This is a genomic window from Stenotrophomonas sp. JAI102 (assembly GCF_013409105.1).
GTDB lineage: Bacteria > Pseudomonadota > Gammaproteobacteria > Xanthomonadales > Xanthomonadaceae > Stenotrophomonas > Stenotrophomonas maltophilia_AA.
The window spans coordinates 297514-310215 of the sequence record NZ_JACCCI010000004.1; the positions used below are offsets into that span (position 1 = coordinate 297514).

Consider the following 12702-nt stretch of genomic DNA (forward strand, 5'->3'; position numbering starts at 1 on the left):
AATTGGACCATGCCCCTCGTGCCGAGCCCCCGTCAAGCGACCGTCGCATCCTGGTTTGATACTGAAGCGGCACACGCCTTGTGCCGTCTGGAATCCGAGCGGTTGCGCAGCCTGCTCGCCGAGCGCCCGGTGAACCCCTGGCTGTGGGTGGCACCGACGCCCGGCTGGCTGGAGCGGGTCGAACTGCCCGGCCGCGGCCTGCGCCTGTTCCGGGACGGGGCGGCCTACGCCGGTGACGTGCACTGCGGCCTGCCGTTGCCGCTGCCGGACGAGAGCGTCAATGCGATCGTCCTGCAGCACGTCACCGCGCGCGATGCCGAGCAGCTGATCGCCGACTGCGCCCGCGTGCTGATGCCGGGCGGCCGCCTGTGGCTGTCCACCCTCAACCCGTTCAGCCCGTACCGCCGCCAGTGGCGCCACCACGGGCTGGTCGTGCGCAGCCCGCAGCGGCTGCGCCACACCCTCACCCAGGCCGGCCTGAGCTGCGAGGACCTGCAGTACCTCGGCCCGATGTGGCGCGACCGCTCGCCGGCCCGGCGCGACCTCGCCCCGCTGCGGGCCGCCTGTCTGTTCACCGCTGAAAAACGCACTCTGGCCCTGCCGGGACCGACGCCCGTGGCCGTGCCACGCTGGCACGGGACCGTGGCCACCTGATCTGGAATGGAATGAAGACGATAGAAATCCACACCGACGGTTCCTGCCTTGGCAATCCCGGCCCCGGCGGCTGGGCGGCGTTGCTGCGCTACAACGCGCACGAGCGCGAGCTGAGCGGTGGTGAAGCGCATACCACCAACAACCGCATGGAACTGATGGCGGCCATCTCGGGGCTGGAAGCGCTCACCGAGCCGTGCAACATCGTGCTGTTCACCGATTCGCAGTACGTGCGCCAGGGCCTGACCGAGTGGATGCCCGGCTGGATCCGCAAGAACTGGAAGACCGCCGGCGGCTCGCCGGTCAAGAACCGGGAGCTGTGGGAGCGCCTGCACGCGGCCACGCTGAAGCACACCATCGACTGGCGCTGGGTCAAGGGCCACTCCGGCGACCCGGACAACGAGCGCGTGGACCAGCTGGCGCGCGACGCCGCGATCCGGATCCGCGCCGCCGGCCCGGTACACTGAGCCCATGCGTCAGATCATCCTTGATACCGAAACCACCGGCCTGGAATGGCGGAAGGGCAACCGCATCGTCGAAATCGGCTGTGTGGAACTGCTCGAGCGCCGCCCCAGTGGCAACAATTACCACCAGTACCTCAAGCCGGACTGCGAGTTCGAGCAGGGCGCGCAGGAAGTCACCGGACTGACCCTGGAGTTCCTGGCCGACAAGCCGGACTTCGCCCAGGTCGTCGATGACTTCCTCGCCTACATCGACGGCGCCGAGCTGATCATCCACAACGCGGCGTTCGATCTGGGCTTCCTGGACAACGAGCTGTCGCTGCTCGGCGACCACTACGGCAAGATCACCGACCGCTGCACGGTGATCGATACGCTGAAGATGGCGCGCGAGCGCTTCCCCGGCCAGCGCAACTCGCTGGACGCGCTGTGCCGACGCCTGGGCGTGGACAACGCGCACCGCCAGCTGCACGGCGGCCTGCTTGATGCCCAGATCCTGGGCGATGTGTACATCGCGCTGACCTCGGGCCAGGAAGAAATCGGCTTCGGCTCGGCCGACGACCACAAGCCCGGCAGCGCCCACGCGCAGACCTTCGACACCTCGCGCCTGCTGCCACGCCCGCGCGTGGTCGCCACGGCCTCGGAGCTGGAAGCGCACGAAGCGCGCCTGGCCAAGCTGCGCAAGAAGGCCGGCCGCGCGATCTGGGATGGTGAACCGGAAGCGGTAGAAGCGGTCAGCGCCTGAGGACCCAACCCCGGCGGTAGGTCCCGACCGTTGGTCGGGACGGTGGTATCAGTGACACCGCACCAGGATCACCGTGATGTTGTCCGAGCCGCCGCCATCCAGCGCGGCGGCGACCAGGGTATCCACGCATTCCTGTGCACTGGCATCGTCGAAGGCGAGGGTGCGCGCGATGCCCCCGTCCTCGACCTCCTCGGTCAGACCATCGCTGCACAGCAGCAGCTGCATGCCCGGGCGCAGCTCACCGGTGGTGGTCGCCACATTCAGGTGCGCCGGATCGGTCACGCCCAGCGCCTGGGTCACCACATTGCGGTGCGGATGCGCGCGCGCCTGCTCGGCGGTCAGATTGCCCTGTGCGACCAGCTCCTGGACCACGCTGTGATCCTGGCTGAGCTGGGCCAGCGTGCCGTCGCGCCACAGATACGCGCGGCTGTCACCGACCCACGCCACCTCGTATCGATTGCCCTGCACCCGGGCCGCCACCACGGTGGTGCCCATCGGCAGGCTGTCGTTGCGGCGGCGCGAGGTGCGGATGATCTCCTCATCGGCGATCCGGATCGCATGCGCCAGCGTCGCGCCGCGGCGGATCTCGCGCACGATGGTCTCGCGCGCCAGCGCACTGGCCACCTCACCACAGGCGTGCCCGCCCATGCCATCGGCGACCAGCCAAAGCGCCAGTTCGCCATCGCCGTAATACGTATCCTCATTGAGGTCACGGCGCAGGCCGGGGTGGGTCAGGTGTCCGAATTCGATCATGAAGGCGCGGGCCGGTGAGGATTGCGAGGGATAACGGCATGATCGCGGCCCGCCGGACATCCGGCAAGGCATCCATACAGAAGAAATTCACTTCTTTGCCCGCAATGACTTGTCGCCAGCGCGTCCTACCCGTATCATTCGCGTCCCGGTTCGCCGGGACCATCTGGAGAGGTGGCAGAGCGGTTGAATGTACCTGACTCGAAATCAGGCAGGCGTTTATAGCGCCTCGGGGGTTCGAATCCCCCCCTCTCCGCCAGATAAAAAGAAAAGGGCTGCCCATCGGGCAGCCCTTTTCTTTTTATCTGCCTGATGGGCGGATGAGAACCCCCGACGGGGGTTCGACGGATCTGCAGGAGCAGATCCGGACAGACGCACGTCTGGCCCTGGAGCGCGCAAGCGCGGAAGGGCGGGGTGCATGGATGCACCCCGCAATCCCGGCAACGAAGCAGCCACCATCGTTTCCGGTTCGACCACCCGCGGACAGGCAACACCCCCGCCCCACACCCGCCCAACATACGCTCCGCTAAACTGCCCACCTCACGTAACGGATCCCCACCATGACCGCTGAAATCCTCGTCCCCGTGTCCTTCGGTGAACTGCTCGACAAGATCTCGATCCTGCAGATCAAGTCCGAGCGCATCAGCGACGAGGCCAAGCTGGCCAACATCCGCACCGAGCTGAGCGCGCTGGAAAAGACCTGGATGGCGCACCCGGCCGGTGTCAAGGACATCGCGCGCCTGCGTGCCGAGCTCAAGGCCGTCAACGAGCGCCTGTGGGACATCGAAGACAACATCCGCCTGCAGGACAAGGCGCAGGCCTTCGACGACCATTTCGTCGAACTGGCCCGCAGCGTCTACCAGCAGAACGATGAGCGCGCCCGCATCAAGAAGGACATCAACCTGGCGCTGGGCTCGCTCTACGTGGAAGAGAAGTCGTACAAGGATTACGCGCCGCGCGGCGTGTAATCGGCGACATACCGCTCGAAGGCGGCAATGCCGTCCTCGACCGTGATCAGCTGCATCACGTCGTCGAACTCGACCTTCGCGCCCCACTTAAGTTCGCTGGCCGGCTTGCCCAGGAATCTGCGCGCGGCATCGTCGTAGCGGTCCACGCAGTAGCGGCGGTCGGAATAGGGGCCGCTGCGGTGCGGGTTGCTCGCCGCATGCAGGCCGAGCACCTTGGTGCCCATCGCGTTGGCGATATGCATCGGGCCCGAATCGGGCGTCATCACCAGCGCGGCGCGCGCCAACAGGGCCGGCAATTGCTTCAGCGTGTCCTTGCCGACCAGATCCAGCGCCGGCGTGGTGAGCTGTGCTTGGATGGCATCGGCCATGCCGCGCTCAAGCTCGCTGCGTCCGCCACACAGCACCACCCGCCAGCCGCGTGAGGTGGCGTGGTTGGCCACGGCCGCATAGCGGTCGGCGTACCAGTTGCGGCGCACGTGGCTGGAGCACGGCGAGATCATCAGCACCGGGCGGCCGTCGTCGGCCCACTGGGCGTTGGCCCACTCGAACGCCGCTGGCGGCACGGCCAGGTCCCAACTGACCTCGGTCTGTTTCAGGCCCAGTGGCTCGCAGAAGCTGCCGATCGCATCGAGCACGTGTATGCCCGGGCGGTCGGGAATGCGCTCATTGATGAAAAGCCCGTGAAGGTCCTTGGAGCGCGATCTGTCGTAGCCGATGCGGCGCTTGGCGGGTACGAAGGCCGAGAGCACGTTGGCGCGGAAGGCGACCTGCATCTGCAGCAGCGCATCGAAGCGCCCGGCGGGAAGGCTGTCGCGCAGGGCCCGCATGCCAGCCAGGCCGGTCTTCTTGTCGTAGCTGTGGAAGGTCACGCCGGGCAGCCCGTCGAGCAGCTTGTGGCCGGCCTTGTCGATGATCCAGTGCAGCGACACCCCGGGATCGGCCTGCTGCAGCGTGCGCACCAGCGGCACCACATGGGTCACGTCCCCCAGCGCGGACAAACGCAAAAGACACAAGGAAGAGGACGTTGGTGCCATGGTGTTGTTAGACTCGAAGGAATGGTCGCATTCGACGCCACTGAAGCGCTGACGCCCTGCCGCGATGGACGCGGTATCGGTGCCATTCTGTTCGACCGCGAAGCCCTGCGGCAAGCCGAGATGAGCCTGTTCTCGCCGGCCCACTGGGGCGAGCGGGCGCGGCCGGTCGGCGATGGCGGCCGCGGCGGCGCCTGGTTCGTCGATGCGCCCCTTGGCCACGCCGTGTTGCGCCAGTACCTGCGCGGCGGCCTGGCGGCCAAGCTGAGCCGGGACCACTACATCTGGCGCGGCGCCAACCGCACCCGCAGTTTTGCCGAATTCCGGCTGATGCGTGCCCTGCACGCGCAGAAGCTGCCGGTGCCGCGACCGATCGCCGCGTTCTACATGCGCGAAGGCCTGCGCTACAAGGCGGCGATCCTGATGGAGCGGCTGGAGGGCGTGCGCTCGCTGGCCGACCGCGCGCTGGTTGCCGGGCGCGGCGCCCCCTGGGAAGAGACCGGCCGGCTGATCGCGCGCTTCCACCGCGTGGGGCTGGATCATGCCGATCTCAACGCCCACAACATTCTGTTCGACGCCAACGGCCACGGCTGGCTGATCGATTTCGATCGTGGCGTGCTGCGCATCCCCGCCACCCGCTGGCGCGAGCGCAATCTCAAGCGGCTGCTGCGTTCGCTGATCAAACTGCGTGGTGAGCGCAGCCATGACGACGTCGAGAAGGACTACGCACGGCTGCGCCGCGCCTACGATCTGGCCTGGAACCGGGGTTACTGATGGACTGGGCATTGCGTTTCATGGGGGTCGGCAATGCGTCGGCCGTGCAGCTGGGTTCGCCGATGGCGGTGATCGAGCGCGATGGCCGCCCGTGGCTCACCATCGATTGCGGCGGGGAAGGGCTCACTGCATTCCAGGCTCACTATGGCCACGTGCCGCAGGCATTGTTCGTCACCCATGTGCACCTGGACCATGTCGCCGGTTTCGAGCGCCTGTTCGTGGATGGGTACTTCTCGCCGCAGCGCCGTGGGCGCATCCGCGTCTACGTGCCGGCAAGCGTGGTGCCGCTGCTGCACAAGCGCGTAGCCGATTACCCGAACGTGCTGGCCGAGGGCGGTGCGAATTTCTGGGACGCCTTCCAGCTGATCGTCGTCGGCGACGCGTTCTGGCATGACGGTGTGCGCCTGGAGGTGTTCCCGGTGCGCCATCACTGGCCGGAAACCGCCTATGGCCTGCGCCTGAAGGGGGCGGTCACCTGGAGCGGCGATACCCGTCCGATTCCGGAAATGCTGGCGCGCTACGCCGACGACAACGAGCTGATTGCCCATGACTGCGGCCTGCACGGCAACCCGTCGCACACCGGCGTGGACGACCTGGAACGTGAGTACACGGCCGAGCTGCAGGCGCGGATGATGCTCTATCACTACGCCAGCGAGGCCGACGGCGAGGCATTGCGCCAGCGTGGCCATCGCGTGGCGCTGCCCGGTGAACGTGTGGCGCTGGCGACTCCAACCGCCATGCACGTGCTGGCGCAGGATCCTCCCTGAGCATGGACGACGCGCTGGCCGCCCATCTGCAGGCGCTCGAGCGCGCGTTGCACGAGCCTGCGGTCCGTGGCGATGTCGGGCAGCTGGCGGCATTGTTGGATGACGACTTCAGTGAGATCGGCAGCTCGGGTGCGTGTTTCGATCGGGCTGCTACGCTGGCGGAGATTCCGCGCGAGCGCGCGCAGGTCGAGATCGTGTCCACCGACTACCACGTCGTGTTGCTGGCCCCGACCTTGGCACAGGTGCGCTACCGCAGCTGGTATGTGATCGAGGGCGAGCGCCAGCGCGAGGTGCTGCGCAGTTCGCTGTGGCGACGGCGTGGCGAGGCGTGGCGGGTGGTGTTTCACCAGGGCACGCCCGCGGCGCCTTGAGCGGCAGCATCGCGAAGGAAAACAAGGGGCCCAAAAAGGTGGCGGCCCCGCCGGCTGACCTCGGCGCCCGCGTCGATCGATACCGTTGCTGCCTTCCGGCCCTGGCGGGATTTTCGACCTAGCGTCGCGAGGGGCCGACGGGGCCACCATAGAGACGTTCCGGCTGCTGGGCGATCAAGGATCAGCCAACCGCAGGCGGAAGCTGCAGCGCAGGAGCAGGTCCGGCAGTGCAGTCGCGCATTCTAGCGCATGCGCGGCATGCAGTGCCAGACGCGGAGGCTGAATCCCGTGTAGCCCATTGCCGCAGGCAGCGGCCAATCCGTGGGCGGGTTGCTAAAATACGCGGCACAGGAGGAACGGCCTCCCCCATCTCGGGACCCACTGACCAGGACGGCCTGGCCCCCATCAAGGAGGGCCGCATGGCCTGGATCTATCTGTTGGCAGCCGGTGTACTGGAAATCGTCTGGGCGTTCTCGATGAAGCAATCCGAGGGGTTCAGTAGGCTCACCCCCTCGATCATCACCCTCGTCACCATGATCGCCAGCTTCTGGCTGCTGTCGCTGGCAATGCGCACGTTGCCGCTGGGCACCGCGTACACGATCTGGACCGGCATCGGTGCGGTCGGCGCGTTCGTCATCGGCATTACCTTCCTCGGCGAGCAGGTCAGCGCGATGCGGATTGCCGCGGCGGTGTTGATCGTGAGCGGGTTGGTGTTGATGAAGCTGTCGAGCACCTGAGGCGTTGAAGCGCAGGCTGCGGCTTCAAGGGTAGAGCCACGCCATGCGTGGCTGACGCCCGGCCGACCCGATCGAATCGCTGGCGCCGCTCAGTGCGGCGCCAGCTCTAGCGCCATCTCCACCGCATCCAGCCCGGGACCATGCCCATCGGGGGTGATGTGGGTGACGACGAAGCCAAGGCCGGCGTAGAACGCCTGTGTGTGCTGGCTGGTGCTTAGCGTTACGCGCTGGGCGCCGAGCGTTTCTGCGTGGGCCAGGCGTGCGTGGGAAAGCTGCGTGCCGAGGCCTTGGCGATGCCGGGTGCGGTCGACCATGCCCCAGCAGAAGGCGGCGGTGTGTTCGTTGTCGAGGGCGAGGCCACCGCAGGCGACGAGCTGGCCGTTGTGGTCGATCACGAGGTAATCGTGGGTGCGCTCCGGGTGGAGCAGGTAGGTGGCGAAGTCCTGGCGTTCGTGTGGGGCGAAATAACGCGGCACGTTGGTGTCGAACAGTGCGAGGCAGGCGGGGGCGTCTGTCGGGGTGTAGGGGCGGAGGTTGGGCATGATTCGCTCCTGGCGGATCCTTTGGGATGGTGAACTATTGGGCGATTGGGAAGACGAGGAGCCGGAAATCCCACCGGAAGGGAGGCGTTTGGGCTCTGATAGCATCATTTTATGAAGATCAGATACCGGTTCACCTTCGTTTGGGATGAGTCCCGAGGCTCCAAGCTTGCCGCTTTGGGTTTGAAGGTGCTCGCGCCCGCCGAGCCTCGCCCGGAGGTGGGGGGCATCGCGGTGAGTCATGCCGTGGAGGGTGACCCTGGGTGGAGTGAGGCGTGCCATCTCATCCGCTCATGGAAGGGTATGACTACCGTCACCACTGAGTTCACGCCTGCAGAGTTTGCTGGTGCTGATCACTGTGCGCTTCACGTCGTTCATGCCAGCGGCTATCCACAGCCAGAGCAGGATTTTTCCTTTCGAGAACGTGCCTACGACCTAAGCAACTGGTGCTCCAAATGCGGGGAGGGGGCGGTCCAAGTGGCACCCTTCAGGATCAAGCGATCGCTCAAATGGGGAAGAAACGCGTTTTTGAAGCTGCACTGGGTCGAGGAGGCTTACTTCGTGCAGACCTCTGTCTGGGCAGAGCATCTCGCAAGCCTGGGCATTGCTCGGCTACCGGTGGAGGACAGCAGGGGAGAGGTATTGGACGACGTCGTTCAGCTTGATCCAGGCCCTGCACTTCCACTCTCCCTGGAAGAGGAAGAAGGAATCCGCTGTGGACGGTGTGGGAGAGTGCGTTATCCATGGCACGAGCGCGGGTTCTTCCCAGCGCCCGTGTTGTCGCCGGAAGTTCCACTGTTCCGCAGTGCTCAACGTTTTGGCGTAGAGCACCAATCGGCCAATGCCATTGTTGTGAGCGCCACGGTCGCTGCGGCCATCAAGGGCGCCGGCTTGAGAGGGGCGGAATTGTGGCCCTGTGTACCTTCGACGCAGATCGCTGGAGATGGTCGATAGTCTGATTCCGTGGTTCGCGGCCGGATGCGTAGGCGATGGCGCTGAGGGCTTCGGATGCGGGCTGGCCGCGTCATTGGGATTGCTGGGTGCATCCATGCACCCAGCCCTTCCGCGCTGACGCGCTCCAGGGCCAGCCGTTCGGCTGTCCGGATTCGCTCCGGGCGAATCCGTCGAACCCGTTGGGGTTCTCGGCCCCCATGCTGTCCGTCGCACAAATAAAAAGGCCGCCCCTGAGGGCGGCCTTTTTATTTGTGTGGCGGAGAGAGGGGGATTCGAACCCCCGAAGCGCGGTTTAGACGCTTACACACTTTCCAGGCGTGCTCCTTCAACCGCTCGGACACCTCTCCGGACCTGCTGCGATAACCCGCTGCAGGGGCGCAGATTCTAGCGGGGGAATTGGAATCGCACAAGCGGTTCGTCACAGGGGGCAGGGGGGCTGGACAGGCGTGGCACAATGGTCGTCCCGATGAAGACGGTGGCCTGATGTCCTATCTCGTCCTTGCCCGCAAGTGGCGTCCGAAGCGTTTTGCCGAGCTGGTGGGCCAGGAACACGTGGTCCGTGCGCTCAGCAATGCGCTGGACAGCGGCCGTGTGCACCATGCGTTCCTGTTTACCGGCACCCGCGGGGTCGGCAAGACCACTATTGCCCGTATTTTCGCCAAGTCGCTGAACTGCGAGCAGGGCACCAGCGCCGATCCGTGCGGCCAGTGTCCGGCCTGCCTGGATATCGACTCCGGCCGCTACATCGATCTGCTCGAGATCGATGCTGCCTCCAATACCGGTGTGGATGATGTCCGCGAGGTGATCGAGAACGCCCAGTACATGCCCTCCCGCGGCAAGTACAAGGTCTACCTGATCGACGAAGTGCACATGCTGTCCAAGGCGGCGTTCAATGCGCTGCTGAAGACGCTGGAAGAGCCGCCGGAGCATGTGAAGTTCCTGCTGGCCACCACCGATCCGCAGAAGCTGCCGGTGACGGTGCTCTCGCGCTGCCTGCAGTTCAACCTGAAGCGGTTGGACGAGGACCAGATCCAGGGCCAGATGACGAAGATCCTGGCCGCCGAGGAGATCGAGTCCGACCCGACGGCGATCGTGCAGTTGGCCAAGGCGGCCGATGGCAGCCTGCGTGACGGCCTGTCGCTGCTGGACCAGGCAATCGCCTACGCCGGCGGCGCGCTGCGCGAGGATGTCGTGCGCGCGATGCTGGGCACGGTCGACCGCACGCAGGTCGCGGCGATGCTGGATGCGCTGGCCGATGGTGATGGCCCGCGCCTGCTGCAGACCGTGGCCCTGCTGGCCGAGTTCTCGCCGGACTGGAGCGGGGTGCTCGATGCCCTGGCCGAAGCCCTGCACCGGATCCAGGTGCAGCAGCTGGTGCCGGGCGCCGCGACGGCAGGCGAGGGGATCGATGCCGAGGCCTTCGCCCAGCGCCTGCGCCCGGAAGTGGTCCAGCTCTGGTATCAGATGGCCCTGGGCGGTCGCCGTGACCTGCACCTGGCCCCGAGCCCGCGTGCCGGGTTCGAGATGGCCGTGCTGCGCATGCTGGCGTTCCGTCCGGCCGCCGCCGTACCGCCGGTGCCCCGCGATCCGGGCACCGGCACCGAAGTGAACAGTGGTGGCCAGGCCAGCGGCCAGGGCACCGGCATGGCCGCTGCGGCCGCGAGCGCGGCTCCGGCCGCGGTGCCGACCAGGGCCAGCGCCCCCGCCGCTCAGGCGGCCGCTATGGCCCCCGTCGTTGCCGCGGTTTCCGCGGCGCCCGAGGCGACCGAGGCACCCAAGAAACCTGCCCCGGCCCCGGCAGCCGCCGAACCGGTGAAACCGGCCAAGCCTGCCGTCGCAGCCCCCGCGGCCGACGACGATCTGCCGCCGTGGCACCGTGAAAGCGACGCGGCTGATCGCGACGAAGCGCTGGCCGCTGAAATGGCCACCCCGGATGCGGCCATGGTCGCCCCGTGGGAAGCGCCGCCCGAGCGGACCGTGGCACCTGCTGCTCCCGCGCCTGTACGGGATGCCCCGGCCCCGGTGGTCCGCCCGCAGGGCATCGCCATCGCACCCTCGGCGCCGGAGACCGCGCCCTCGGAGGCACAGGGCGACCTGACCGCCGAAGCGTGGCTGGAACTGGTCGCCGGCAGCCAGCTCAATGGCCCGTCCAAGCAGCTGGCCGCGCACTCGGCGTTCATCAGCTACCAGCACGGCGTCTTGAAACTGGCGATTTCGCCCGGATTTGAGTACTTGAGTTCGGACCGCTCGCAGGCGGCGCTGATCGCGGCGTTGACCGGCCCCCTGGGGCAGGCCCCGCGCCTGGTGATCGATACCGGCGCGGCCGGTGCCGAGACCCTGCATCAGCGCGCTGACCGCCAGCGTGGCGAACGCCAAACGGCGGCGGAAGCCGCTTTCATGGCCGATCCGTCGGTGCAGTTGCTGGTCCAGCAACATGGTGCCCGGGTCGTCGCCGATTCCATTCGTCCTTTTGAAGAGTAAAGACCCATGCGCGGCAATATCGCCCAACTGATGCAGCAGGCCCAGAAGATGCAGGAAAACCTGCAGAAAGCCCAGGAAGACCTCGCCAAGCTGGAAGTGACCGGCAGTGCCGGCGGCGGCATGGTCAGCGTGACCCTGACCGGCACCAAGGAATGCCGCAAGGTGCGCATCGATCCGTCGGTGCTGGCCGATGCGGAAATGACCGAAGACCTGGTGGCCGCCGCGTTCAACGATGCCTCCAACAAGATCGATGCCGAGTCGAAGAACCGCATGGGTTCGGCGACCGCCGGCATGCAGCTGCCCCCGGGCATGAAGCTGCCGTTCTGACCCACCGCCTGCGCCGGGTGCCCGCCTGGCGCGACCGTGGTGACCGCGCCGCGAAGCCTTCGGGCTTCGCGCGCTTGTTTCTGAGATGAGCGATCCGCCATGAGCCTGCCCCTGCTCGAACAATTGATCGAGGCCTTCCGCGTGTTGCCGGGCGTGGGCCAGAAGACTGCCCAGCGCATGGCGTACCACGTGCTCGAACGCGAGCGCGAGGGCGGCCAGAAGCTGGCCGAGGTGCTGGCCAAGGCGATCGAGCGGATCGGGCATTGCGAACAGTGCCGGGATTTCAGCGAGAACGACATCTGTGCGGTCTGCGCCAACGGCAGCCGCGAGCGCCAGCAGCTGTGTGCGGTGGAATCACCCGCGGATCGGCTGGCGATCGAAACGGCCACCGGCTACCGCGGGGTGTATTTCGTGCTGCAGGGGCGGCTGTCGCCACTGGACGGCATCGGCCCGCGCGAACTGGGCCTGGATCAGCTGGAGGCGCGCCTGAAGCAGGGCGAGGTCAACGAGTTGATCATCGCCACCAGCGCTACCGTGGAAGGCGAAGCCACCGCGCATTACCTCGCGCAGATGGCGCGCGGCTACAAGGTGCGGCCGAGCCGCCTGGCGCAGGGCCTGCCGCTGGGCGGCGAGCTGGAATACGTGGATCGCGGCACGCTGTCGCACGCGTTCGGTACGCGGACCGAAGTCCAGGAGTGACGCCGCGCAGCGCACGGCAATGATCGAAACCGGACGCGCATCCGCGCTACTCTCCAAAGCCCTGTTCCACGAGGTGCCCTCATGAGCCACGACACCCTGTTCGGCAAGATCATCCGCCGCGAAATTCCGGCCACCATCGTCTACGAGGACGAGGAGGTGCTCGGTTTCAAGGACATCGCCCCGCAGGCGCCGGTGCACGTGCTGTTCATTCCGAAGCACGAGGCGATCCCGACCCTGGATGATGTGCGGCCGGACCAGGCGCACCTGATCGGCAAGCTGGCCATGGCCGCCGCCGAGTACGCGCGCCGCGAAGGTTTCGCGCAGGACGGCTACCGCATCGTCATGAACTGCCGCGAGCATGCCGGGCAGACCGTGTTCCATATCCACCTGCACCTGCTGGCCGGCGCGCAGTTGGGTCACTTCGGTACGCCGAACGGCTGAGCCGGTCAG

The 12702-nt window shown here is 66.8% G+C and carries 16 protein-coding genes, 2 tRNA genes and 1 other RNA gene; 14 read left to right on the forward strand and 5 right to left on the reverse strand.

Annotated features, from left to right (window positions below; all coding sequences use genetic code 11):
- Positions 1-9 precede the first annotated feature (9 nt).
- The 3 genes from HDC96_RS16455 to dnaQ are packed head-to-tail and all read left to right on the forward strand — an operon-like array spanning position 10 to position 1854.
- Complete coding sequence (locus HDC96_RS16455; RefSeq protein WP_179460891.1) at positions 10-654, forward strand: methyltransferase domain-containing protein; 645 nt, start codon at positions 10-12, stop codon at positions 652-654.
- A gap of 11 nt (positions 655-665) precedes the next feature.
- Complete coding sequence (gene rnhA / locus HDC96_RS16460) at positions 666-1118, forward strand: ribonuclease HI (protein WP_121042991.1); 453 nt, start codon at positions 666-668, stop codon at positions 1116-1118.
- 4 nt (positions 1119-1122) lie between these two features.
- Positions 1123-1854 (forward strand): DNA polymerase III subunit epsilon, encoded by a 732-nt coding sequence (gene dnaQ / locus HDC96_RS16465; protein WP_176990740.1) that lies wholly within the window; start codon positions 1123-1125, stop codon positions 1852-1854.
- Between the two features lie 48 nt (positions 1855-1902).
- Here dnaQ and HDC96_RS16470 read toward each other — a convergent pair whose 3' ends face one another.
- Positions 1903-2607 (reverse strand): protein phosphatase 2C domain-containing protein, encoded by a 705-nt coding sequence (locus tag HDC96_RS16470; protein ID WP_179460892.1) that lies wholly within the window; start codon positions 2605-2607, stop codon positions 1903-1905.
- A gap of 165 nt (positions 2608-2772) precedes the next feature.
- Here HDC96_RS16470 and HDC96_RS16475 point away from each other — a divergent pair.
- A tRNA-Ser gene (locus tag HDC96_RS16475) sits at positions 2773-2863 on the forward strand.
- A 301-nt stretch (positions 2864-3164) separates the two neighbouring features.
- A complete protein-coding gene (locus HDC96_RS16480) occupies positions 3165-3572 on the forward strand; it encodes a DUF6165 family protein (protein WP_179460893.1) in 408 nt (135 codons plus the stop codon).
- Here the strand turns inward: HDC96_RS16480 and HDC96_RS16485 are convergent.
- On the reverse strand, positions 3551-4606 hold the full coding sequence (locus HDC96_RS16485; protein WP_179460894.1) for a glycosyltransferase family 9 protein: 1056 nt from the start codon (positions 4604-4606) through the stop codon (positions 3551-3553). The two genes, HDC96_RS16480 and HDC96_RS16485, sit on opposite strands and share 22 nt — an antisense overlap.
- A 21-nt stretch (positions 4607-4627) precedes the next feature.
- Between HDC96_RS16485 and HDC96_RS16490 the strand changes: the two genes are divergently transcribed.
- The 3 genes from HDC96_RS16490 to HDC96_RS16500 are packed head-to-tail and all read left to right on the forward strand — an operon-like array spanning position 4628 to position 6515.
- A complete protein-coding gene (locus HDC96_RS16490) occupies positions 4628-5377 on the forward strand; it encodes a 3-deoxy-D-manno-octulosonic acid kinase (protein WP_179460895.1) in 750 nt (249 codons plus the stop codon).
- On the forward strand, positions 5377-6144 hold the full coding sequence (locus tag HDC96_RS16495) for an MBL fold metallo-hydrolase (protein ID WP_179460896.1): 768 nt from the start codon (positions 5377-5379) through the stop codon (positions 6142-6144). Before HDC96_RS16490 ends, HDC96_RS16495 begins: the two co-directional genes overlap by 1 nt.
- Positions 6145-6146: 2 nt before the next feature.
- Entirely contained in the window at positions 6147-6515 is a 369-nt protein-coding gene (locus HDC96_RS16500; RefSeq protein WP_179460897.1) for a nuclear transport factor 2 family protein, read from the forward strand.
- Positions 6516-6559: 44 nt separating this feature from the next.
- On the opposite strand, the gene ffs is transcribed toward HDC96_RS16500, so the two are convergent.
- Positions 6560-6656, reverse strand: an RNA gene (ffs, locus tag HDC96_RS16505) — signal recognition particle sRNA small type.
- Between the two features lie 278 nt (positions 6657-6934).
- Between ffs and HDC96_RS16510 the strand changes: the two genes are divergently transcribed.
- Complete coding sequence (locus HDC96_RS16510; protein WP_179460898.1) at positions 6935-7252, forward strand: multidrug efflux SMR transporter; 318 nt, start codon at positions 6935-6937, stop codon at positions 7250-7252.
- An 89-nt stretch (positions 7253-7341) separates the two neighbouring features.
- Here HDC96_RS16510 and HDC96_RS16515 read toward each other — a convergent pair whose 3' ends face one another.
- Entirely contained in the window at positions 7342-7794 is a 453-nt protein-coding gene (locus HDC96_RS16515; RefSeq protein WP_179460899.1) for a GNAT family N-acetyltransferase, read from the reverse strand.
- A gap of 300 nt (positions 7795-8094) precedes the next feature.
- On the opposite strand from HDC96_RS16515, the gene HDC96_RS16520 reads away from it, so the two are divergent.
- Positions 8095-8745: a hypothetical protein gene (locus HDC96_RS16520; protein WP_179460900.1), complete on the forward strand. Its 651-nt coding sequence runs from the start codon at positions 8095-8097 to the stop codon at positions 8743-8745.
- A gap of 254 nt (positions 8746-8999) precedes the next feature.
- On the opposite strand, the gene HDC96_RS16525 is transcribed toward HDC96_RS16520, so the two are convergent.
- Positions 9000-9092 (reverse strand) — tRNA-Ser (locus HDC96_RS16525).
- A 136-nt stretch (positions 9093-9228) separates the two neighbouring features.
- Here HDC96_RS16525 and dnaX point away from each other — a divergent pair.
- The 4 genes from dnaX (at position 9229) to HDC96_RS16545 (ending at position 12693) form a co-directional block, all read left to right on the forward strand.
- Complete coding sequence (gene dnaX / locus HDC96_RS16530) at positions 9229-11226, forward strand: DNA polymerase III subunit gamma/tau (protein WP_179460901.1); 1998 nt, start codon at positions 9229-9231, stop codon at positions 11224-11226.
- A 6-nt stretch (positions 11227-11232) separates the two neighbouring features.
- Positions 11233-11553: a YbaB/EbfC family nucleoid-associated protein gene (locus HDC96_RS16535; protein WP_179460902.1), complete on the forward strand. Its 321-nt coding sequence runs from the start codon at positions 11233-11235 to the stop codon at positions 11551-11553.
- A 99-nt stretch (positions 11554-11652) separates the two neighbouring features.
- Entirely contained in the window at positions 11653-12252 is a 600-nt protein-coding gene (recR, locus tag HDC96_RS16540; protein WP_179460903.1) for a recombination mediator RecR, read from the forward strand.
- 81 nt (positions 12253-12333) lie between these two features.
- The gene (locus HDC96_RS16545) at positions 12334-12693 is read left to right on the forward strand and encodes a histidine triad nucleotide-binding protein (protein ID WP_019185337.1); all 360 of its coding nucleotides are present in this window, start codon (positions 12334-12336) and stop codon (positions 12691-12693) included.
- The last annotated feature ends 9 nt before the right edge of the window (positions 12694-12702 follow it).